The sequence below is a fragment of the Rhodanobacter sp. BL-MT-08 genome, from assembly GCF_054161255.1.
Window position 1 is genome coordinate 1,795,186 of sequence record NZ_CP167872.1, and the last position, 20,525, is coordinate 1,815,710.

Below are 20,525 nucleotides of genomic sequence, written 5' to 3' on the forward strand. Positions count from 1 at the left end.
GTTTCAAGCGTCCAGAGCAAGTCGGAGGGCCGCCGCGCAGGCCAGCGGTGCCAGTACCAGCAACAGCACCAGTGCCGCGCCCAGCCAGGCGATGGGTGCCAGCCATGGCAACCCTTGCTGGGATGCCGCCACGGCACCCGCGGCGAAGATCACAACCGGCACGCATAGCGGCAGCAACATAAGAGCGAGGAGCATACCAGAGCGCCGCGTGCCAGCCGTCAGCGCCACCAGAATCGCGCCGAGCATGCTCAGCATCGGAGTTGACAGCAGCAGGGCCAGCATCAGCACCGGCATGACCGACGTGGGCAGATGCAGCATGCCTGCCAGCAGGGGCGAGATAACGATAAGCGGCAGGGCGGTGGTCAGCCAGTGGGCCAGAATTTTCATCGCCAGCATCAGCGCCAGCGGCTGCGGCGCCAGCACCAGTTGCTCCAGCGAACCGTCCTCGATATCGCTGGAAAACATCGCATCCAGCGCCAGCAGCATCGCCAGCAGGATCGTCACCAGCACGACGCCGCCGGCGATTCGTTGCAGCAGCGTGTCTTCCGGCCCCAGCGCAAACGGGAACAGCATGGTGACGATCAGCGCATAAAGCACCGGCATGGCGATATCGCCGCGCCGGCGCCAAGCCAGCGTGAGGTCGCGCCGCAGCATCGCGGCGCAGGCGGTGGCCAGTCCAGGCCGGCTCATGATCTGGGCGCTCACGCGTGAATCCGGATGCGCTGCGGTTCGCCGCCGTGAAAACTCACCGCGCCGTGGCTGGTGACCAGCGCCGCGCCGTCGCGCGCGAGGTGCTCTTCCAGCAGCCGATTGACCAGCGCGATGCCGGTGCGGTCGAGGTTGGCGTAGGGTTCATCCAGCAGCCACAGCGTCGCGGGCAGCAGCACCAGTCGCGCCAGCGCCGCACGCTTTTTCTGGCCGGCGGATAGCCGCCGTACCGGCTCGTCGTCGTAGCCGCTCAGGCCAACCTCGGCGAGCGCCGCGGAAAGGGTTGTCCGCACCCGGTAGCCGTGCAGGCCCATCGCCACCTGCAAATTCTCCGACGGGCTGAGGTCGGCCTTTAGCCCGAGCTGATGGCCGAGAAAAAGCACGTCGCCGACGCAGTGCTCGCGCTGAAGCGGCTGGCCGCGCCAGTAAAGCTCGCCTTCATCGACATGCAGCAATCCCGCGAGGATGCGCATCAGCGTGGTTTTGCCGCTGCCGTTATCGCCTTCGATCAGGCCCAGTTCGCCCGCGCGCAGCCTGAAATTCAGTGAGGCGAATACCGGCTCGTCCCGTCGATAAAACCCCAGCTCCCGCGTTTCCAGCAGGATCACGTTGTCGATTGCAGCGGTGGCGGCGGCGGTCATCCGCTCGATTGTCCGCAATGCGTGAGTCGCTTGTCCATGCGGCGCGCTGTCAGCAGCTCAGGTTGACAGGACGCGCAAACGGGCCGTGTCCATCCCGTTGCCGCAGACATACGCGTGCTGTTGGTAACGGCGACCCAGCACGTCGAGGGTCGGTTGATCCACGCCAATCACGAACAGGCTGGGCTCGTGCCAGCCGCTGCGGCCGATGCCGATGGCCGCAAACATCGATGCGGCAGGTATGGCCGTGAGGTCGGCAAAAAGCGCGCGTTGCGCGGCAAGGTTGTCCGCCAGGGCGCACGCCTCGGACAAGGGATTCCACGCCGTGATAAATCCCCAGTCGTTGGCGCCGACCTTTCGCTGCAAAGAATCCGTCAATGGCTGATCGATCGTGATGCAGGTCCACTCGACGGGATCCAGGCACACCAGATATTCCGTATCGCGATAAGCCTGCAGCAGCGCCTCATTCATGGCGCAGCGGCGGCAGCGGCGGCAGGCTGGCTTTCAGCAGAGCGACCGCGGCATCGAGATCGACGCTGGCGACATCGTTAGAGTCGTGCAGCAGCTCATCGAGCAGCGCGTCCTGCGCCCGCCCGCGTTCGAGCGCGTACGCGTAGGGCAGGTGGGTGAAGGTGACCATGCGATAGCGCGCCATGTAATGCTCGGGCGCGCGCTCGGCCAGCAGCACGCCCAGCTCGCGCTTGGCCAGGTAGTGCGCATCGGCAACCGAGTCGCGCATTTCGACGTAGTTTTCCAGCGCCATGGTGGCAATCGCGTTGGCATCGGGCTGGCGGATGCGCTGGAATTCGGCAAACACGTCGGCACTGTCGTTCGGCGCTTCGGCCAGCAGATCGGTCAGCACCACGGTGTCCTCGAAACCGCAGTTCATGCCCTGACCGTGGAACGGCACGATGGCGTGCGCCGCGTCCCCGATCAGCAGGGCACGGCCGTCGAGATGCCAGCGATCCAGATAAAGCGTCGCCAGCATGCCGACCGGATGGCCGTCGTAGTCGTCGACAAATTTGGGCATCAGGGGCAGCAGGCCGGGAAAGTCTTCGCGGAAAAAGGCGGCGGCGGTGGCCGCGTCCGGCAGGCTGGCAAAGCTGGGCGAGCTGCAATCGTTGGGCAGGAACAGCGTCACCGTAAAGCTGCCTTCGGTATTCGGCAGTGCAATGCACATATAGCCGCCGCGCGGCCAGATATGCAGCGCATGCGGCTCGATCGCAAACTGGCCGTAGGCGCCGCTGCCGCGCACCAGCGGGGCGGGCAGTTCGTCGACCGGCGGAATTTCCAGTTCCTTGTAGCCGTGCCCTAGCGATTCGACGCGTTCGCCCAGCGGCGCGTAGGCGTTCATGGCCGCGCGCACGCCCGAGCCGGCGCCGTCGGCGCCAATCAGCATGCCGAACGGCACGCGTCGAGTGGATCCGCCCGCATCCGTCACCTGCATCTGCTGCCGATCAAAATCGATATCGTGCGGCGACTGGCCAAAATGAATCTGCGCACCGGCGGCCTCGGCGGCATCCAGCAGCAGCGTATTCAAGGTGCCGCGCGATACCGACCAGATCACTTCGCTGTCGTCGACGCCGTAGCGCTGCAGGCTGGTACTGCCGTCGCGGGCGTGCACCATGCGCCCACGCATCATTACGGCGTGGCGCAATACGTCGTCAGCCAGCCCGGCCGTGCGCAACGCCTGCAGGCCGCGCTCGGCCAAGGCCAAGTTGATCGAGCGCCCACCAGAAAAACCGATAAAGCGTGGGTCGGGATATTTCTCGTATACCTCGACCGCGAAGCCGCGCCGGGCGAGCTGCTGCGCTAGCAGCGCGCCGACCAGGCCGCCGCCAATGAGGGTGATGGGTTGCTTCGCCATTCGGCTTCCAGAGAGAGAAAAACGACCCGTGGCGCCTGCCGCCGGCCGGCCGAGCCGTGCGCTAAAGCATAGTCAGGTCGGCCGATCGTGGCGCGGACTGCGACACTAGAAGCTCATGAAGTAGCCGCCGTTAACCGGCAGGTTGGCGCCGGTGATATAGCCATTGTCGTCGCTGTTGAAAAAGCTGACGGCGCGGGCAATGTCGGCCGGCGTGCCGAGCCTTCCCACCGGAATGCCGGCAATGATCTGCTCGCGAAACTCGGCGGCCACGGCGGCCACCATCTTAGTGTCGCAATAGCCCGGCGACACCGTATTTACCGTAATGCCTTTGCTCGCCGTCTCGCGCGCCAGCGCCATGCTGAAACCGTGCACGCCGGCCTTGGCCGCGGAATAGTTGGTCTGTCCGAATTGCCCGGTCTGGCCGTTCACCGAGCTGATATTGATGACGCGGCCGAACTCGCGTTCGATCATCCCTTCGATCACGTTGCGGCACATGTTGAACACGCCATCGAGATTCACCCGCATCAGCTGATGCCACTGCTCGGGCGTCATCTTGCGCAGGCTGGCATCGCGTGTGATGCCGGCCGCGTTGACCAGCACGTCGACACCGCCGGTTTGCGATTCAATGCGCGAAATAAGCTGCTTGCAGCTATCGAACTCGGTCACGTCGACCGACTCGAAACGGACGGCGTCACGAAAGTCGCCGACCTCTTGTTCAAATTGGCTAAGGCGTTCTGCGGAGGCTGTGAGGTCAACCGCAATTACCTGGCGCCCGGCCTGCGCCAGATGGCGGCAGATTTCCGTTCCCAGACCACCGATGCCACCAGTAACCACTGCTGTGCGCTTGCGAGCCGCCGATGCACCCATGCACTTCACCAACATAGTCAGGCTCATGCCGCTTAGCAGCACATGTTGTGCCGCAGCGGATGAAGAAAAAGGAAAAGGTCAAATGCAGCGATAGGACGCCATTCGCCCCGAGGCCGATGCCTGGCTCAGCCCGTTTTTTTGCCACCGCGTCCGGCGGGTGGCTGAACAACCTGCGCGGCCGTATCCATAAAGCCTCGCTGCATCGCTTTCCAAGCATCCATGTTGCGTTCGGTCAGGTCGTTCAGCATGGTCCAGGGCGTCTGACCCATCAGGCTGTTGAGCTGGCTGCGGAACTGTGTCTGCTGATCGAGAAACACCTGCAGGCTGCGCTCCAGGTATGGCCCCATGAAGCCCTGCAGCGAATCGCCGTAAAAGCGGATGATCTGGCTGAGCAACTGCGGGGAGAGCATCGGCTGGCCGTCGCCCTCGTTCTCTGAAATGATCTGCAGCAGAACCGATCGCGTCAGATCCTCACCGGACTTGGCGTCGCGGACTTCGAAGTCTTCGTTATCCAGCACCAGCTGACGGACCTCTTCCAGCGTGATGTAGCTGGAGATTTCCGTGTCGTAAAGACGGCGGTTCGGATACTTCTTGATGATGCGTTTGGTTTGTGCCATGCCGCACAAGCTAGCAGAAGGTATTGCGCCGCACCAGCCATCCGGCGGAAAAATTGCTGCAGGCGCGTCGCTGCAGCATTGGTGGGCTGCAGGGCTTAGTGCGCTCCTTTGGCGGCGGCATTGCCGAATGGCGGCCGGGCCAGCCACAGCAAGGGGATCAGCAGCACGAAAGTGATGCTGCAGCCCCAGAACACGTCGTTGACCGCCAAGGTTGCCGCTTCCTTGCTGAGCAGCTGCTCGACCACGCTCAGCCCCTGCTTACCAGCCAGCCCTACGCCTTGGAGGTGCTGAAGGAAGGACGTTGCCGCCGGCGATCCGGCCGTGACGTTTTCCGTTAGCGAGGCGTGGTGGAATTCAGTGCGGTGCTGCCACAGGGTCACTGTAACGGCGGTAGAGACGCTGGCACCCAGCGTGCGGAAAAAGTTGGCCAGGCCCGAGGCGCTGGCCACCTGTTCCGGCGGCAGGCCGGAAAGGTAGATCTGGTTCAGTGGAATGAAGAAGAGCGGAATACCGATGCCCATCACCAGGCGCGGCCACACCATGCTGATATACGACGCACTGCTGTCGAATGTGGAAAGCCAGAACGCACAGCTGGCCAGGATCACGAAGGCGGTGCTGATCATTGCCCGCAGATCGAACTTGCCCAGCAGGCTGCCGACCAGCGGCGAGAACAGGAACGCCAGCACGCCGACCCAGGCGCTGGTGAGGCCCGACCAGCTCGCGGTATAACCCAAGGTCGTCTGCAGCCACAGCGGTGACACCACGTTGATGGCGAAGAACGCCAGCATGCCTAACGACATGGCGATGACGCCGATGGTGAAGTTGCGCTGCTTGAACAGTGACAGGTCGATAACCGGGTATTTGGCGTTGAGCTCCCACACGACCAGGAAAACCAGGCTTACGAGGGCGACCAGGCCGAGCACGAGAATCAATGGCGAGGAGAACCAGTCCTTGTCGTTGCCGTTATCGAGCATGAACTGCAGGCAGCCGATGCCGAGCACCAGCAGCACCAGGCCAATCACGTCGATCGGCGCGTAGACCATTTTCGACTCGCGCTTGCGCAGCAGGAACCAGGTCGACACGGCCGCCATGATGCCGACGGGCACATTGATGTAAAAAATCCACGGCCACGAATAGTTGTCGGTGAGCCAGCCGCCGAGAATCGGTCCAAGCACCGGCGCAATCACTACCGTCATCGCCCACAGCGCCAGCGCCATGCCCTGTTTGCTCTTCGGATAATTGGCCAGTAGCAGCGACAACGCCAGCGCCACCATCGGGCCGGAACCTGCGCCCTGCAGCAGGCGGGCGACTACCAGCATCGGCATGCTGGTTACCAGGCCGCACATCATCGAGAACAGCACGAATAAGCCGACGGATACCACGAAGGTGCGCACTTCGCCAAAACGCTTGGCGATCCAGCCGGTCAGCGGCTGCATGATTGCGCTGGCCATCGAGTAGGAACTGATCGCCCACGTTCCTTCGTTCGGACTCACGCCCAGGCTGCCGGCGATGTGTGGCACGGCGACGTTGACGATCGTGGTGTCGAGTACCTCCATGAAGGTGCTGAACGCAACGGCCACGGTCATCAGCGCCAGCATGGCGCCCTGCAAGGGCTTCAGCGGCGAGGCGTCGGCGGGTGTCGCGTCGGAAGAAAGGGCGGCCATAGCTCGTATTCGACGTCAGTTCGGGCGGTCGTTGCCGGCTTTGTCCGATGAACCGAGGTTGGCCTGGATCACCTTGTCGGCCTCGGCATCGGCCTTGCTGGCCATCTGCTCGTAGACGCTGGTTTCCGCCACCGGCTCGCGCTGGCCCTGCGGCGCCAGCACCGGGCCGCTGTCGTCGGTGATATCGACGGTGACATCGCTGGACAGGCCAATGCGCAGCGGGTGCTTGTCGAGTTCGTTGTTGTCCAGCGCTACGCGCACCGGCACGCGCTGCACCACCTTGATCCAGTTGCCAGTGGCGTTCTGCGCAGGCAGCAGCGAGAACACGCTGCCGGTGCCGGCGCCCAGACCGATCACCTTGCCGTGATACTCGACGCTGCCCCCGTAGATATCGGCCTCGATCTTGGCCGATTGGCCGATACGTATATGGCGCAGCTGGCTTTCCTTGAAGTTGGCGTCGATCCACAGGTTGTGCAGCGGCAGCACGGTCATCAGCTGCTGCCCGGCCTGCACGCTGTTGCCGACCTGCACGCTGCGCTGGGCAACGTAGCCGGATACCGGCGCATAGATCGCGTTGCGCTGCGCGGCCACCCACATTGCGCGGAAGTTGGCGCGGGCCTGCAGCACGGCCGGATTGTTGGCGATGTCGGTACCGGAAATCGACGCATGCTGCGCCGACGCCTGCGCCCGGGCGGTGGTGAGCGCGGCACGGGCCTGCGCGACCGCGTCGCGCAGGTGCTGGATGGTTTCCGGCGCTTCGGCCTGCTGCGCGACCAGCGGCAGGCGGCGCTTGAGGTCGGCCTCCGCCTTTTTCAGCTCGACCTGGCGTTCGGCCACGGCGGCGTCACTGCCGCTGGCCGAATCGGTCTGCTGCCGCACCTGCCGCACGGCCGAGGCTAGCGAGGCTTGGGCCTGCGCCAGACGCACGCTGGCATCGGTGTTGTCCAGCTTGACCAGGACCTGGCCCGCTTCGACATGTTGCGTATCGTCGGCAAGAATCGCCACGACCGTACCGGGTACCTGCGCGGAAATCGCCACCTGATTGCCGCCGACGTAAGCATCGTCGGTGGTTTCGCGGGTGGAGAACACCAGCAGCCACAGCAGCAGCCAGATCACGCCGGCGACGATGAAGATCAGCAGCACGATCAGCAGCGTCTTGCGACGCTTGGCCGGATTCTTGGCCGTCATGCCGCTGTCCTTGCTGTCGGCAGGCGCGGCATTCTGGGGCTGGTCGGACTCAGTGGCGCTCATGGGCGTCGTCTCCGGACGAGGTCGAAGGGGAGGTTGTGGATGTTTTGGCAGCGGAGGCAGAGTCGCTGGATGCGCGATAACCGCCGCCCAGCGCCTTGATCAGGGCCAGGTCAGTGGATACGGCCTGCGCCTGCAGGCTTACGGCGTCGTCACGCTGCTGCAGCAACTGCGCGGCGGCGCCAATGGTTTCGCGCGCGTCGCGCACGCCCTGGCTCTGGCGCGCCTGGGCGGTGGCCACAAGGCGTTCGTTGGCGGCGATCTGGCCGGACTGCTCCTTGCGTCGCGCGGCGATCTGCTGGGCGGCGAGCGCCTGATTGGCCACGTCGCGGGCGGCGTCGATCACCGTGCTGTTGTAGCCCGCCACCGCGCCGGCCAGCTGCGCCTTGCTGATACCGTAGTTGGCCTGCAGCTGGCCGCCTTCGAAGATCGGCAGGTGCAGCGCAGGCGTCAGCGAAAACGTGCGGCTGTCGGCGCTCAGCAGCTTGCCCACCTGAAGGCTGGAAAGCCCAGCGAGGGCGCTGATGCTGAGATCAGGGAAAAACTGCGCGCGCGCCACGTCGGTCTGTTTCAACGCAGCCTCCACCTGCCAGCGGCTTGCCGCAATGTCGGGGCGTCGTGCAATCAGGTCGAGCCTGGCGTCGGCGGGCACGCGGCTATCCACCTCCGGCAGCGGTTTGACCTGCAAGGCGGGCAGTTCGGCCGGCGCGATGCCGAGCAGGGCGGCCAGCGCCACCTTGCGGATCGCGGCCGAGCCTGCCAGCGCCACGTTCATCTCGCGCGCGGCAGCGAGGTCGGCCTTGGCCTGTTGCACCGTGTCCTCTAGGTCGACGCCGCGCGCTACGCGCAGCTCGGCGATATGCAGAAACCGGGTCTGCGCGGCGACCAGCTGGTTGGACAAGTCCAGCCGCGCCTGATCGCCCTGCCAGCCGAAATAGGTGTCGGCCACCGCGTTCTGGATGGTCAGTGCGGCGGCGCTGCGCTGGGCTTCGGCGGCATGTGCCTGATCCAGTGCGGCTTCGATATTGGAGCGTTTCTTGCCCCACCAGTCGAAGGTGTACTGCGCCTGCAGGCCGAGGTCGGCCTGGTTGTACCAGGGGTCAATGGTGAAGTTCTGCGGCAGCAGGCTGACGATGCCGTTCTTGCTGATGCGCTGGCGCTCGAACTGCGCGCTGCCGTTGATGTTGAGCCCGGCCTGCGCGGCCGCCAGCCGCACCGACTGCTGGGCGTTGATCAGGCGGCTGCGCGCCTGTTCCAGATCGGGCGAATTCTTGACGGCCATCGTGATCAGCTGATCCAGCTGCGCATCGCCGTAGACGCGCCACCATTGCGCATCGGGCCAGCCGTCCTTCGTCGGCGCCCGCAGGCCGGCCAGCGGCACGTCGTCGCGCAGCACCGGGTGGCTGAGTTTGGCCGGCGCTGCACAGGCGCCGAGCAGCAGTGCCAGCGTCACGGCAGCGGCGCATCTGCGAACGGCAAGGCTTTTCATCGAAGCCGGATTTGCAAGAGCAGTCTTCATTTCGTCGCCTTCATGGTCCCGATGTTCGCGTCAGGATGTCCGGTGGCCTGATCGAGGTTAAGCGCCAGCTTGCGCAGCAGCCGATCGAGATGTTTTTTATCGGTATCGCTGAAGCCGTTGAACATCGCATCGAGGCGAGGAAACAGCGGCGGCAGCATCTTCAGCACAAGACGCTTTCCGGCTGCTGTCATGCGGATGACCACGCGCCGCCGATCGTCGTCGCTGCCGCCGCGGGTGATGAGTCCACGCTTGACCAGCGCATTGCCGATGCGGGTCATATTGGTAGCACCCTGTTTGGTGAATTCACACAGCTCGCCGGGCGTGGAGCTGCTGTCGGGCCGGCTGTACAGAAACATCAGTGTCAGAAACTCGCTGTGGTTGAGCTTGTAGGGCTTGAGCTCAAGTTCCAGCTCCTCGTTCAGGCTGCCGCTGACCATCAGCATCAGCCGGCTGAGCTTGGCCTCGGCGGTCGGGAGCTGCGGGATGAGTCGGATCGTTCGTTCGATCCCCTCATCCATCATGCCGATACATTTGCTCAGGGATGCCATTTCACCAGCTCATATTTCACCGATGAAATAAAAGATAGCAATCCGGCTGTCCGCGCGCAAGCATCTGGCCAGCGATCAGCCGAGATCCGCTAGGCGATTTACGGGATCGATGCCGAAAAGGCGGCGCGTGTTGTCGCAGGTGGCGGCAGCAATCACCGATTCAGATTCGGTGCGCAGTGCGGCAATACTTCGCAGCACTTCGACCACGCGAGCGGGTTCGTTGCGCTGGCCCCGGTGTGCGCAATCCGGTTGATCGGGCGCATCGCTTTCCAGCAACAGATATTGGAGCGGCATGGACGCTACGATCCGGCGCAGGCGCTTCGCTCGGTCATACGTTATCGGGCCACCGATACCCAGGTGAAAACCCATCTGCCACAGCTGCCGCGCCTGCTGCTCGCTGCCGGAGAAGCTGTGCACCACACCGCGCAGCCCGGGAAAGCGGCGCAGGGTCTGGATGATTTCCTCCAGCGCGGCACGGGCATGCACGATCACGGGCAGGTCGAACTGCCGCGCCAGTTCCAACTGGCGGGAAAAATAGTCGCGCTGCAGCGCGGGGTCGAGACCCTCCACATGAAAGTCCAGTCCGATTTCGCCGACTGCCACCGTGTCGCCGTGCGCCAGCCAGTCGGCGAGCGCATCGAGATGATCGGGGCTGTGATTCGCCAGATACATCGGATGCAGGCCGTAGGCCGGATGGATGTGATCACTTGCGGCGGCCAGAACTCTGATGTCTGGCCAGCTAGCCGCGTCGACGGATGGCAGCACCATGGTGGCGACGCCCGCATCCAGCGCGCGAGCAATGACCGCGGCACGGTCATCGGCAAAGGCCTCGGCGTCGAGATGCACGTGGCTGTCGGCAAGTTTCAGCATGATTTTTCGTCAGCCTTGGCGGCGATGCAAAAGCTACGCCTGCGTGAAAATTATGTAGTGAAAGCGGTCTAGCCCCGATTCAGTTGTATAACCGTTCAATAGTGGCGCAAGTAATTGCTTCGGCGTTACCGGGCGTAGACCGTTTACTCAAACAAACATGGGAGATAGTAATGAACAGGCTGATGATCAACACACTCAATATCGCCATCACGGCTGCGCTTGCGTTGGGGCTGTCAGCCTGCAATCGCAACGCCGCCGCAGATACTTCCAGCGACGCGGCAGCGATGTCCAACGGCAGCAACGTTGCCGCCGCACCGGCTGCCGCGCCAGACAATGGCCCGCAGTATGCGCAGGTTGTCAGCGTGGAGCCGGTTCGTCAGTCGATCAATGATCCGCAGCGCGTCTGCCACGACCGGGTCGTCACACACACCGCGCCGCCGCGCGACGAGCACCGCGTAGCCGGCACCGCGATCGGCGCCGTGGCCGGCGGCCTGCTCGGTCACATGGTAGGCGGTGGTCGCGGCAACACGCTCGCCACGGTGGCGGGTGCGGTGGGCGGCGGCTACGCCGGTAATCGCATCGAGGCAGCGCACCAGCAGGGTCAGGTGACGCAGACGGTGCAGCGTCAGTGCGACACGGTCGATAACGCCAGCAGCAAGATCGTCGCCTACGATGTCCACTATGTCTACAACGGCGTGACGCGCACCGTTCGCATGGACCACGACCCGGGCGATCGCGTCATGGTCCAGCAGGGCATTACCGCTGTTTCCGACGCCCGCTGATCGGACTCAACCACCATGAAGACGACCATGAAAACAACAACCATGAAATCACGCTTCGCCCGACTTCCGCTGGCCCTGGCCATGGCCGCGGGAGCTGTCCTGGCCGGTTGCGCAACGCCTCAATACAGCGGCTACCAGCAGCGCCAAGGATATGCAACGCGCTGCCAGAACTGCGGCGTCGTGCAGCAAGTGGACCAGGTCTACGTGCAGGGCGGCGGTGGCAACGGCAATGGCGGCACTCTGGGTGCTGTGATCGGTGCGGTTGCCGGCGGCGTACTGGGCAGCACGATCGGTAAGGGCGATGGCCGCACGGCGGCTACCGTGGTGGGTGCAGTCGGCGGCGGCGTTGTAGGCAACCAGATCGGCAGAAACAGTGATGGCGGTGGTGGCGGCACGGCCTGGCGCATCGTCGTGCGCATGGATAACGGTCAGTACGCGACAGTGACCCAGCGAGAAAATCCGCGCGTTCCCAATGGTGCGTATGTTTCCATCCACGACGGTCACGTCTATCCGCAGTGAAATCATGAGTCACGAATAGACGTCTAAACGTCCAAATAAAAAGCCCTCGATCGAGGGCTTTTTATTTTCTGTCAATTTATTTACTCAGTTCACGGCATAGAAGGCATGTTCGCCTATCGTTACCGTGTGGCGATTGCGCGACCATGCGGGATTGACTGCCAGCGTTGCGAAATGATCGGCTTTTGGTACCAGCATCTTGCGCTGGGCGACCGGCAGCTGCCAGTTGTGGATCGATCTTCCTGCAACCTGCCACGCCTTGTGGAAGGCGTCGAGGTTGGATACGTCAAACGATCCGGGTGTGGTGGTGATGGCGAACTGGTGCGGTGCGCTGACAACCTGGCAAACCGTGCCGCCCCAGCTGCCTCGATCGCGTCGTCGCATCGCGACTTCGGCCACCGCCAGTTGTCCGTTCACTGGTTCACTGCGTGCTTCCAGGTACACGGTTGTAGCCAGGCAAGCCTGATCTGCAACCGGTTGCGGCATGAGAGATGTCAGCCACAACAGCATTGATAACTTCATGGGTCGTTCTGCCTCCAACGTGCTGTACGCGTTGAAGCGGACTGTCTGCTTCAACGCGCCATTGCGATGGACGGGCTGGCGGGCCGTTCCATCTGGATCAATCGCTTCAACCTGAACATGCGGTTGAGCGCTCTGCCACGGGATTGTGGCGTCCGTTCGGCAATTCGATGCCGGCGGGGGTAAATGTTGCCAACGGTGCGCCTGCGTTCTTCGCTGCGCTTCCTGCAACTTCTCTGCTATCGCTGAAGCGATGCGTTATGCCATCCGACGATTCAATGCCGGGTCGCGCCGATTCGGACTCTTCCGGTTCGTCGCGTGATATCGGTGCCGATATTTCGGGGCACCGCTTTTCAAGAGTTGGCGGAGCGTAGTGGCGGATTTCCCCGATGGCAAGTGCCGCCAAAGGTGAAATGAATTTTCACGCACTTTCGTTCACGTTGAATTTTGGATGTTCCCAAGACATCGCATCATCAAGAACTGTTCAGGCGCTCCACGTTTCAAGAATACGAACGCTGATTCGATCGTCTGAACACGCGATGGTTCCGTCAATACATCCGGCAGCGATGTCGTAATTAATTACAGCGAGCGCTTCTGCGCTTGCGTCCTGCTGAATCACATCGAGCAGCAAAATTTTTTCATTCGTGGCGACGCGCAATATGTCGCCGGCAACGCACGGTAGAGAGTTTTCAGCCGACGATACTGCGATGCGATGGAGATGCTTTTTGTTGCCGCCGCGATAGTGCAGCCGCGCAACAATTTCCTGGCCGGGATAGCAGCCCTTGTCGATTTCAACGGCATGCAGCCGATGCAGGGACAACGCTGGTCCCAGCAGTTCATTCGAGATCGACGGCGGCAGCCACGGCCAGCCGCGTCGTAGTTGCGCAAGACGCCATGCGCTGTCGCCCATACTCTCGGCAGATATTCGCAAGCTGTGCGTATCGCAACCCAGCAGAAGATTTTTCTGATCGTTCTGCAAGACTTCACTGAGAGGCAGCGCAGGGCCGGTCGCGAGGCTGCAAGGCGCCAGAGCGGTCAGCGTGACTTTCGAACGAAAGATAAAACGCTTCAGCGCGTCGACGATGGTGACGGATTCACCACCGCGAAGCAGGATCAGCAGCCGATCGTCGGCCAGACGAGCCAGATGGAACAATGCCCTGACCCTGCCTTGCGGATCGAGCCAGGCGCTGAACTGCCAGCGTCCCACGGCGAGCGCCGTGACGTTGCTGCTGAACTGAGCGTGCGCAAAAGCGATCGCGTCGGGGCCTTCGATCAGCAAGGTTTCTGCGGAATAGAGTTTTGTCATGCTCGGGCCTGGATTGGGGCGGGTCGTCTTGCGCACAAGGTGCCGGCCCAGGGCGTAGCAATTGCCGCAGGATGTGGTCCGTAGTTGTGCGGCAGTGCGGCAAGCATTAAGATTTGCGAGGTAACCCAATCATGTCCGACACTTCTACGCCAGCTGAGTCAAAGCCTGCTTCCGTTCCTACGGAGCAGCCTATCGTGACCAAAACACCGGTACCGGACGAAGCGCCGGTGACACGGCCAGCTCTTGACCCCACACGCTACGGTGACTGGGAAAAGAACGGACGCTGCATCGACTTCTGATGGAATGTGAGGGCGCGCTTTTTGCCCTCTGCGTACACAGCAGTGACAAGGTCGGCATGGATCAGCGATTCCACGACAGGATAGCCGCCATGGCAGATACGCGACGCCCGCTCTCTCCGCATCTTCAAATCTACAAATGGCAAGTGCAGATGGTCAGCTCCATCCTGCATCGCGCCACAGGTATCGCCTTGGCGGTGGGCACGCTGATTGTTGTTGCCGGCCTGATGCATCTGGCTGGCGGTGAAGAGAGCTTCAATCACTTCAAGGGCATCGTCGGCAGCCCCACAGGCGAGATCCTGCTGGTCGGCTGGACCTGGGCGCTCTTCTATCATCTGTGTAACGGCATCCGGCATCTGGCGCAGGACACCGGAGCGGGTTATGCAATCCCGCAGTTCGTTCGCTCGAGTTGGCTGTCGGTGGTCTTGAGCCTGGTTCTCACGGCGGCCGTGTGGGCCTATGTGCTCACCGCAGGAGGTGCGGCATGACCGCGAAGGATTTGCGCAATCCGCTGAAGGTCGCTCGCGGCCTCGGTTCGTCCCAGTCGGGTGTCAGCCACTGGTGGACGCAGCGCGTGACCGCCGCGGCCTTGGTCGTGCTGCTGGTCTGGTTCGTGGTCACCGTGCTTGGTCTGCTGCATGCAGATTACGCCACGGCGCTGGCCACCGTCGCCAAGCCGTGGAACGCGCTGTTGCTGATCATCCTGCTGGTCACCATGTTCTGGCATGCCGTGCTGGGCCTGCAGGTTGTGATTGAAGACTATGTGCACACGCGCTGGAAGGAAGTTCTTTCGCTGGTGCTGATCAAGTTTCTCGCGGTCCTTGGCGCGCTTGCTAGCGTGCTGGCCGTGCTGCGCATTGCGCTGACCCACTGAGACGCGGGAGCCACGATTCGATGGAAAGCTACAAGATCCAGCAGCATGAGTATGACGTCATCGTCGTCGGTGCCGGCGGCGCCGGCTTGCGAGCCACGTTCGGCCTCGCCGAGAAAGGCCTGAAGGCCGCGTGCATCTCCAAGGTGTTCCCGACGCGGTCACACACGGTGGCGGCGCAGGGCGGCATCTCGGCGGCGCTCGGCAATATGGGCGAAGACGACTGGCGCTTCCACTTCTACGACACGATCAAGGGCTCCGACTGGCTCGGTGACCAGGACTCGATCGAATACATGTGCCGCGAGGCGATTCCCGCGATCATCGAGCTGGAACACTACGGCGTGCCGTTCTCGCGTACCGAGGAGGGCAAGATCTATCAGCGTCCGTTCGGCGGCATGACCACGCATTACGGCAAGGGCACCGCGCAGCGCACCTGCGCCGCGGCCGACCGTACCGGTCACGCGATTCTGCACACGCTGTACCAGCAGGCGCTGGCGCACGACGCCACCTTCTTTATCGAATACTTCGCCATCGACCTCATCTTCGACGACGAGGGCGTCTGCCGCGGCGTGCTGGCGCTCGATATGAACGAGGGCACGCTGCATTTCTTCCGCGGCCAGGCCGTGGTGATGGCGACCGGCGGCTACGGTCGCGCCTATTTCAGCGCCACCTCGGCCCATACTTGCACCGGCGACGGCGGCGGCATGGTGCTGCGCGCCGGCCTGCCGCTGCAGGACATGGAGTTCGTGCAGTTCCATCCCACCGGCATCTATGGCGCGGGCTGCCTGATCACCGAGGGTGTGCGCGGTGAGGGTGGTTATCTGACCAACTCTGAAGGCGAGCGTTTCATGGAGCGCTACGCGCCCAACGCCAAGGACTTGGCCTCGCGTGACGTGGTCAGCCGCGCCATGACGATCGAGATCCGCGAGGGCCGTGGCGTCGGCAAGGACAAGGACCACATCCATCTGAACTTGATGCACCTTGGACCAGAAGTGATAAATGAGCGTCTGCCGGGCATCTCGGAAAGCGCGCGCATTTTCGCCGGTGTCGACGTGACCAAGGAGCCGATCCCGGTGCTGCCGACGGTCCACTACAACATGGGCGGCATCCCAACCAACTATCACGGCGAAGTCGTGACCAAGAAGGGTGACGACAACGACGCCGTCGTCCCTGGCCTGTTCGCCATCGGTGAGGCGGCCTGCGTGTCGGTGCACGGCGCCAACCGCCTGGGTTCGAACTCGCTGCTCGACCTGGTGGTGTTCGGTCGCGCGGTCGCCAACAAGTGCGCCGAGATCATCAAGCCGGGTGCTTCGCACAAGGATCTTCCATCCAGCGTGCTGGACAAGGCGCTCACGCGCTTCGACAACCTGCGCCACGCCAAGGGCAGCACGCCGACGGCGAAGATCCGCGCGGCCATGCAGGCCTCGATGCAGAAAGATGCGGCCGTCTTCCGCACCGGTGAAACGCTTGCCGAGGGCAGCAAGCAGATCTCCGAAATCTATGACTCCTTCGCCGACGTGAGCGTCAGCGATCGTTCGATGGTCTTCAATTCCGACCTTATCGAAACGCTGGAGCTGTCCAACCTGCTGGCGCAATCGGTGGCCACGATGCATTCGGCCCTGCAGCGACCGGAAAGCCGCGGCGCGCACGCGCGCGAAGATTTCCCCGACCGCGACGATCACGAGTGGCAGAAGCACACGCTGGTGTGGGTGGACGACGCGGGCAAGACGCGCTTCGACTACCGCCCGGTGCACATGTACACCATGACTGACGAGGTCGAGGTCGTGCCGCCTAAGAAGCGCGTGTATTGAAGCATTGAAGAGTGCGGCCATGGATGGCCGCTTTTTGCTCTCCGCGTTCAAGGACGAATGCAAAACCAACGAATAGCGCGGCCAGGGACAGCCGCTCTCTGCACTTCGCGTTCATGGACGAACGCAAAAACCAAGCGAGGCAATCGTGGCCGAGTTCACGCTACCCAAAAATTCCAAGATCAAGCCCGGCAAGCATTTTCCGGCGAAGAACGCGAAAAAGCCGCGCACGTTCCGCGTGTACCGCTGGTCGCCGGACGACGGCGAAAATCCGCGCATCGACAGCTACGAAGTCGACATGGAGTCGTGCGGCCCGATGGTTCTGGACGCGCTGCTGAAGATCAAGAACGAGATCGACCCCACGCTGACCCTTCGCCGCTCCTGCCGCGAAGGCATCTGCGGCTCGTGCGCGATGAACATCGACGGCACCAACACGCTGGCCTGCACCATGGCGTCGGCCGACTGCGCCTCCGGCGACGTGAAGATCTATCCGCTGCCGCATATGCCGGTGGTAAAGGATCTCGTGCCCGACCTGTCGCACTTCTATGCGCAGTTCGCCTCGATCAAACCCTGGCTGCGCACGCAAAGCCCGACGCCCGGTCGCGAGCGTCTGCAGTCGCCGGAAGAGCGCAAGAAGATCGACGGCCTGTACGAGTGCATCCTGTGCGCCTGCTGCTCGACCAGCTGCCCGAGCTACTGGTGGAACGGTGACAAATACCTCGGCCCGGCGATCCTGCTGCAGGCGTACCGCTGGATCGTGGACAGCCGCGATGAAGCCACCGGCGAGCGTCTGGACGATCTGGAAGACCCGTTCAAGCTCTACCGCTGCCACACCATCATGAACTGCACGCGGACCTGCCCGAAAGGCCTGAACCCGGCCAAGGCGATTGCGGAAATCAAGAAGCTGATGGTGGAGCGTCGTTCGGCCTGAGCGTCAATCAGCACAAACGTTGTCAAAACAGGCCGCCTCGCGCGGCCTGTTCTGTTTGACGAGTGCGTGGGCCGCTACACTGGCGCAATGGACGAAACCACCGCAATTCCGCAGCAGGCCCGACTCAACCGTCTGCGCTGGCGCACCCGACGCGGCACGCGTGAACTCGACGCGCTGTTCGGCGGCTGGCTGGACGAGCGTTTCGCAACGGCCGACGCCGCGCAGCAGCAGGCCTTCGACGAGTTGCTCGATGCGCAGGACCCGGATCTTTGGGACTGGGTGATGGGCCACGCGCGACCGGAGCGGCAGGACTGGCAGGTCATCATCGATGACATCCGCGCCCGCCATCGGCTTTGAATACCGGCCGTCGCCCGGGTATCGCGTCGCTCTGATCGGCGTTGCCGCGCTGGCCGTGCTCGCGCTGCTGCTTTGCGCGCTGGCCTGGTGGCTGAAAATCCTTATCTCGCTGCTGGTGCTGGTGGCCGCTGTGCGAGCGGTTCGACGCATCGCGCAGTCGCCCGTATCGGCCGCCGGCTGGGGTGCCGACGACAGCTGGACGCTGCATATGAGCTCGCATGACGATGTTCCGGCCACGCTGGCGTCGTTCCGTGTGCTCGGCGCGCTGGTGCTGCTGCGGCTGAAAACGGCAAAGCACGGTACGCATAGCCTGCTGCTGGCGCCGGACAATACCGATGCCGACATCCGCCGCCGGCTGCGCATGCGGCTGGCGACCCTCCAATCGGACGAATCGTCCGCGCGTGCCTGAGGTTTCTGCCGGCCGATGTTGCAACGCGATCGGCCGACTTGCCGCCCTCGGCCGCTTCGGGCACTCTGCCGCGTCGGCGCGGTCTATGCGTTACCGTGATGCAGCTTCGATGGCCGGTTGATCGGCTTTATTCTCTCGGCCCCCACAGATCAGGTTGCCATGTTCCGACCGCTCGAACTTTTTATCGGCCTGCGCTACACCCGCGCCAAGCGGCGCAACCAGTTCATTTCGTTTATTTCGACGGTGTCGATCGTCTGCATTGCGATCAGCGTGATCGCGCTGATTACCGTGATGTCGGTGATGAACGGCTTCGATTTTCAGATGCGCGACCGCATCCTTGGCGCGGTGTCGCACGCGACCATTTCCGGCATCAACGAAAGCGTGCAGGACTGGCCGCGCGCGCTGAAAACCGCCGAGGCCAATCCGCATGTGCTGGGCGCGGCGCCGTATGTGGAAACCGAAGCCTATCTGAGCGCGCAGCATTCGAGCGGCGCCATTCTGCGCGGCATCGATCCGGCGCAGGAATCCAAGGTGGTCGATATCGGCCAGCACATGGTGCAGGGCTCGCTTACCGAGCTGACCCCGGACAGCTGGAATATCGTGCTGGGCAAGGAGCTGTCGCTGTCGCTGGGCGTGACGGTGGGCGATCGCGTTACCGTCGTCGTGCAGGAGTTGCGCGCTACGCCAATGGGCGGCGTGCCGCGCATGCGCAGCTTCCATGTGGTCGGCATATTCGAGATGGGCATGGAGCAGTTCGACTCGGGCCTCGCCCTGGTCAATATCGGCGACGCCGAAAAGTTGAACAGCCTTGATGGCCCCAGCGGCATTCGCCTCAAGCTCGACGACCTGTTCAACGCCGGCCCTGTCGCGAGGCAGCTGGCCGATACCCTTGGCCAGGTCTATCGCGTACAGACATGGAAAGACACCAACGCCAACCTCTTCGCCGCGCTGTCGATGGAAAAGATGGTGATGTTCGTGATCCTCTCGCTGATCATCCTGGTCGCGGTGATCAACCTGATCTCGATGCTGATGATGCTGGTCACCGACAAGCAGGCCGATATCGCGATCCTGCGCACGCTGGGCGCCACGCCGCGCAGCATCATGGGCATGTTCATGGTGCAGGGCGTGCTGGTCGGCGTGGTGGGTATCGCTTTCGGCGTAGGCCTGGGGTCGCTGCTGTCGTGGAAGCTGCCCGGCATCATCAAGTGGATCGAGCACACCTTCAACGTGACCTTTCTCTCGCCCGACGTCTACTACATCAGCGAGGTGCCCAGTCGGCTGGACTGGCACGACGTGATGTGGGTCACCTTGCTGACGTTTGCCTTTTCGCTGCTGGCCACGCTGTATCCGGCCTGGCGCGCCTCCCGCACGCAGCCGGCCCAGGCGCTGCGCTATGAATAAGACCGCCATGAACGCTTCATCGACCACCACGAACAGCGACTTTGTGCTGCGCGCCAGCCACGTCGCCAAGACCTATGACGAAGGCGGCCTGCGCACCGACGTGCTGAGCGACGTCAGCTTTACCCTGAAGCGTGGCGAGACGATGTCGATCGTCGGCGCCTCCGGGTCGGGCAAGAGCACCTTGCTGCACATCATCGGCGGCCTCGACACGCTGACCGCGGGCGAAGTGGAGGTGGACGGCCGCGTGTTGTCGAAACTTTCCGACGCCGAGCGCGGCCGGGTGCGCAATCGCTCGCTCGGTTTCATCTATCAGTTCCATCATCTGCTGCCCGAATTCACTGCGCTGGAAAACGTCTGCATGCCGCTGCTGATTCGCGGCACGGCCATCAGCGAGGCGCAGAAGCAGGCGTCGGCACTGCTGGAAAGAGTGGGCCTGGGCGCACGCGCGCATCACAAACCGTCGGAGATGTCCGGCGGCGAGCGGCAGCGTTGTGCGGTCGCGCGCGCGCTGGTCACCCGCCCGGCGTGCGTGCTGGGCGACGAGCCGACCGGCAATCTCGACGAGACCAATGCCGCCCAGGTCTATGCGCTGATGCTCGAGCTCAACCGCGAGATCGGCACCAGCTTCGTGCTGGTCACGCACGACAGCCGCCTGGCCGCGCGGATGGATCGCACGCTGACCCTGCACAACGGCGTGCTGCAGGAAAACGCTCGCGTCTGACGGCATCGATCCAGCCGGCTCGTCGTGACATCACGCGGCCACGGCCTACATGGATTTCGTCC

24 protein-coding genes are annotated in these 20,525 nt (G+C 63.2%); 11 read left to right on the top strand and 13 right to left on the bottom strand.

Annotated features, from left to right (window positions below; translation table 11 throughout):
• Window positions 1–3: 3 nt before the first annotated feature.
• The 11 genes from ccmB to ACDK93_RS07875 all read right to left on the bottom strand — a co-directional run bounded on the left by ccmB (window position 4) and on the right by ACDK93_RS07875 (window position 10,546).
• Window positions 4–690 carry a heme exporter protein CcmB gene (ccmB, locus tag ACDK93_RS07825; RefSeq protein ID WP_458072383.1) on the bottom strand — a complete coding sequence of 229 codons (687 nt, stop codon included), beginning with the start codon at window positions 688–690 and terminating at the stop codon, window positions 4–6.
• An 11-nt stretch (window positions 691–701) separates the two neighbouring features.
• Entirely contained in the window at window positions 702–1,349 is a 648-nt protein-coding gene (gene ccmA, locus ACDK93_RS07830; RefSeq protein ID WP_458072039.1) for a cytochrome c biogenesis heme-transporting ATPase CcmA, read from the bottom strand.
• A gap of 57 nt (window positions 1,350–1,406) precedes the next feature.
• Window positions 1,407–1,817 (bottom strand): DUF3293 domain-containing protein, encoded by a 411-nt coding sequence (locus ACDK93_RS07835; protein WP_458072040.1) that lies wholly within the window; start codon window positions 1,815–1,817, stop codon window positions 1,407–1,409.
• Window positions 1,810–3,213: an FAD-dependent oxidoreductase gene (locus ACDK93_RS07840; protein ID WP_458072041.1), complete on the bottom strand. Its 1,404-nt coding sequence runs from the start codon at window positions 3,211–3,213 to the stop codon at window positions 1,810–1,812. The genes ACDK93_RS07835 and ACDK93_RS07840 overlap by 8 nt, the downstream gene beginning before the upstream one ends.
• A 105-nt stretch (window positions 3,214–3,318) precedes the next feature.
• Window positions 3,319–4,080: an acetoacetyl-CoA reductase gene (phbB, locus tag ACDK93_RS07845; protein WP_458072385.1), complete on the bottom strand. Its 762-nt coding sequence runs from the start codon at window positions 4,078–4,080 to the stop codon at window positions 3,319–3,321.
• Between the two features lie 125 nt (window positions 4,081–4,205).
• Window positions 4,206–4,697 (bottom strand): polyhydroxyalkanoate synthesis repressor PhaR, encoded by a 492-nt coding sequence (gene phaR, locus ACDK93_RS07850; RefSeq protein WP_179477052.1) that lies wholly within the window; start codon window positions 4,695–4,697, stop codon window positions 4,206–4,208.
• Between the two features lie 95 nt (window positions 4,698–4,792).
• Entirely contained in the window at window positions 4,793–6,361 is a 1,569-nt protein-coding gene (locus ACDK93_RS07855; RefSeq protein WP_458072042.1) for a DHA2 family efflux MFS transporter permease subunit, read from the bottom strand.
• A 15-nt stretch (window positions 6,362–6,376) separates the two neighbouring features.
• The gene (locus tag ACDK93_RS07860; RefSeq protein ID WP_458072043.1) at window positions 6,377–7,612 is read right to left on the bottom strand and encodes an HlyD family secretion protein; all 1,236 of its coding nucleotides are present in this window, start codon (window positions 7,610–7,612) and stop codon (window positions 6,377–6,379) included.
• Complete coding sequence (locus ACDK93_RS07865; protein ID WP_458072044.1) at window positions 7,599–9,062, bottom strand: efflux transporter outer membrane subunit; 1,464 nt, start codon at window positions 9,060–9,062, stop codon at window positions 7,599–7,601. Before ACDK93_RS07865 ends, ACDK93_RS07860 begins: the two co-directional genes overlap by 14 nt.
• Before the next feature lie 62 nt (window positions 9,063–9,124).
• Window positions 9,125–9,676, bottom strand: coding sequence for a MarR family winged helix-turn-helix transcriptional regulator (locus ACDK93_RS07870; protein WP_458072045.1), 552 nt, complete (start codon window positions 9,674–9,676; stop codon window positions 9,125–9,127).
• A 75-nt stretch (window positions 9,677–9,751) separates the two neighbouring features.
• Window positions 9,752–10,546 carry a TatD family hydrolase gene (locus ACDK93_RS07875; protein ID WP_458072046.1) on the bottom strand — a complete coding sequence of 265 codons (795 nt, stop codon included), beginning with the start codon at window positions 10,544–10,546 and terminating at the stop codon, window positions 9,752–9,754.
• 170 nt (window positions 10,547–10,716) lie between these two features.
• On the opposite strand from ACDK93_RS07875, the gene ACDK93_RS07880 reads away from it, so the two are divergent.
• Both ACDK93_RS07880 and ACDK93_RS07885 read left to right on the top strand, forming a co-directional pair.
• A complete protein-coding gene (locus ACDK93_RS07880; RefSeq protein WP_458072047.1) occupies window positions 10,717–11,328 on the top strand; it encodes a glycine zipper 2TM domain-containing protein in 612 nt (203 codons plus the stop codon).
• Between the two features lie 27 nt (window positions 11,329–11,355).
• The gene (locus ACDK93_RS07885; protein WP_458072048.1) at window positions 11,356–11,847 is read left to right on the top strand and encodes a glycine zipper 2TM domain-containing protein; all 492 of its coding nucleotides are present in this window, start codon (window positions 11,356–11,358) and stop codon (window positions 11,845–11,847) included.
• A gap of 84 nt (window positions 11,848–11,931) precedes the next feature.
• Here ACDK93_RS07885 and ACDK93_RS07890 read toward each other — a convergent pair whose 3' ends face one another.
• Window positions 11,932–12,354, bottom strand: a complete 423-nt coding sequence (locus tag ACDK93_RS07890) for a cell wall hydrolase (RefSeq protein WP_458072386.1) — start codon at window positions 12,352–12,354, stop codon at window positions 11,932–11,934.
• A gap of 493 nt (window positions 12,355–12,847) precedes the next feature.
• Window positions 12,848–13,669 (bottom strand): CAF17-like 4Fe-4S cluster assembly/insertion protein YgfZ, encoded by an 822-nt coding sequence (ygfZ, locus tag ACDK93_RS07895; RefSeq protein ID WP_458072049.1) that lies wholly within the window; start codon window positions 13,667–13,669, stop codon window positions 12,848–12,850.
• 194 nt (window positions 13,670–13,863) lie between these two features.
• Between ygfZ and ACDK93_RS07900 the strand changes: the two genes are divergently transcribed.
• From ACDK93_RS07900 to lolD, 9 genes are all read left to right on the top strand, one after another.
• Window positions 13,864–13,968, top strand: coding sequence for a DUF1674 domain-containing protein (locus ACDK93_RS07900; RefSeq protein ID WP_343205645.1), 105 nt, complete (start codon window positions 13,864–13,866; stop codon window positions 13,966–13,968).
• Window positions 13,969–14,057: 89 nt separating this feature from the next.
• Window positions 14,058–14,453, top strand: a complete 396-nt coding sequence (sdhC, locus tag ACDK93_RS07905) for a succinate dehydrogenase, cytochrome b556 subunit (RefSeq protein WP_458072050.1) — start codon at window positions 14,058–14,060, stop codon at window positions 14,451–14,453.
• Window positions 14,450–14,839, top strand: coding sequence for a succinate dehydrogenase, hydrophobic membrane anchor protein (sdhD, locus tag ACDK93_RS07910; protein ID WP_458072051.1), 390 nt, complete (start codon window positions 14,450–14,452; stop codon window positions 14,837–14,839). The genes sdhC and sdhD overlap by 4 nt, the downstream gene beginning before the upstream one ends.
• A gap of 20 nt (window positions 14,840–14,859) precedes the next feature.
• Window positions 14,860–16,647: a succinate dehydrogenase flavoprotein subunit gene (gene sdhA, locus ACDK93_RS07915; protein ID WP_458072052.1), complete on the top strand. Its 1,788-nt coding sequence runs from the start codon at window positions 14,860–14,862 to the stop codon at window positions 16,645–16,647.
• A 145-nt stretch (window positions 16,648–16,792) separates the two neighbouring features.
• On the top strand, window positions 16,793–17,575 hold the full coding sequence (locus tag ACDK93_RS07920) for a succinate dehydrogenase iron-sulfur subunit (RefSeq protein WP_458072053.1): 783 nt from the start codon (window positions 16,793–16,795) through the stop codon (window positions 17,573–17,575).
• A gap of 87 nt (window positions 17,576–17,662) precedes the next feature.
• The gene (locus ACDK93_RS07925; protein WP_458072388.1) at window positions 17,663–17,932 is read left to right on the top strand and encodes an FAD assembly factor SdhE; all 270 of its coding nucleotides are present in this window, start codon (window positions 17,663–17,665) and stop codon (window positions 17,930–17,932) included.
• The gene (locus ACDK93_RS07930; RefSeq protein WP_458072054.1) at window positions 17,904–18,341 is read left to right on the top strand and encodes a protein YgfX; all 438 of its coding nucleotides are present in this window, start codon (window positions 17,904–17,906) and stop codon (window positions 18,339–18,341) included. Before ACDK93_RS07925 ends, ACDK93_RS07930 begins: the two co-directional genes overlap by 29 nt.
• A gap of 159 nt (window positions 18,342–18,500) precedes the next feature.
• Window positions 18,501–19,742 carry a lipoprotein-releasing ABC transporter permease subunit gene (locus tag ACDK93_RS07935; RefSeq protein ID WP_458072055.1) on the top strand — a complete coding sequence of 414 codons (1,242 nt, stop codon included), beginning with the start codon at window positions 18,501–18,503 and terminating at the stop codon, window positions 19,740–19,742.
• Window positions 19,735–20,463 carry a lipoprotein-releasing ABC transporter ATP-binding protein LolD gene (gene lolD / locus ACDK93_RS07940; RefSeq protein WP_458072056.1) on the top strand — a complete coding sequence of 243 codons (729 nt, stop codon included), beginning with the start codon at window positions 19,735–19,737 and terminating at the stop codon, window positions 20,461–20,463. Before ACDK93_RS07935 ends, lolD begins: the two co-directional genes overlap by 8 nt.
• Window positions 20,464–20,525 lie beyond the last annotated feature (62 nt).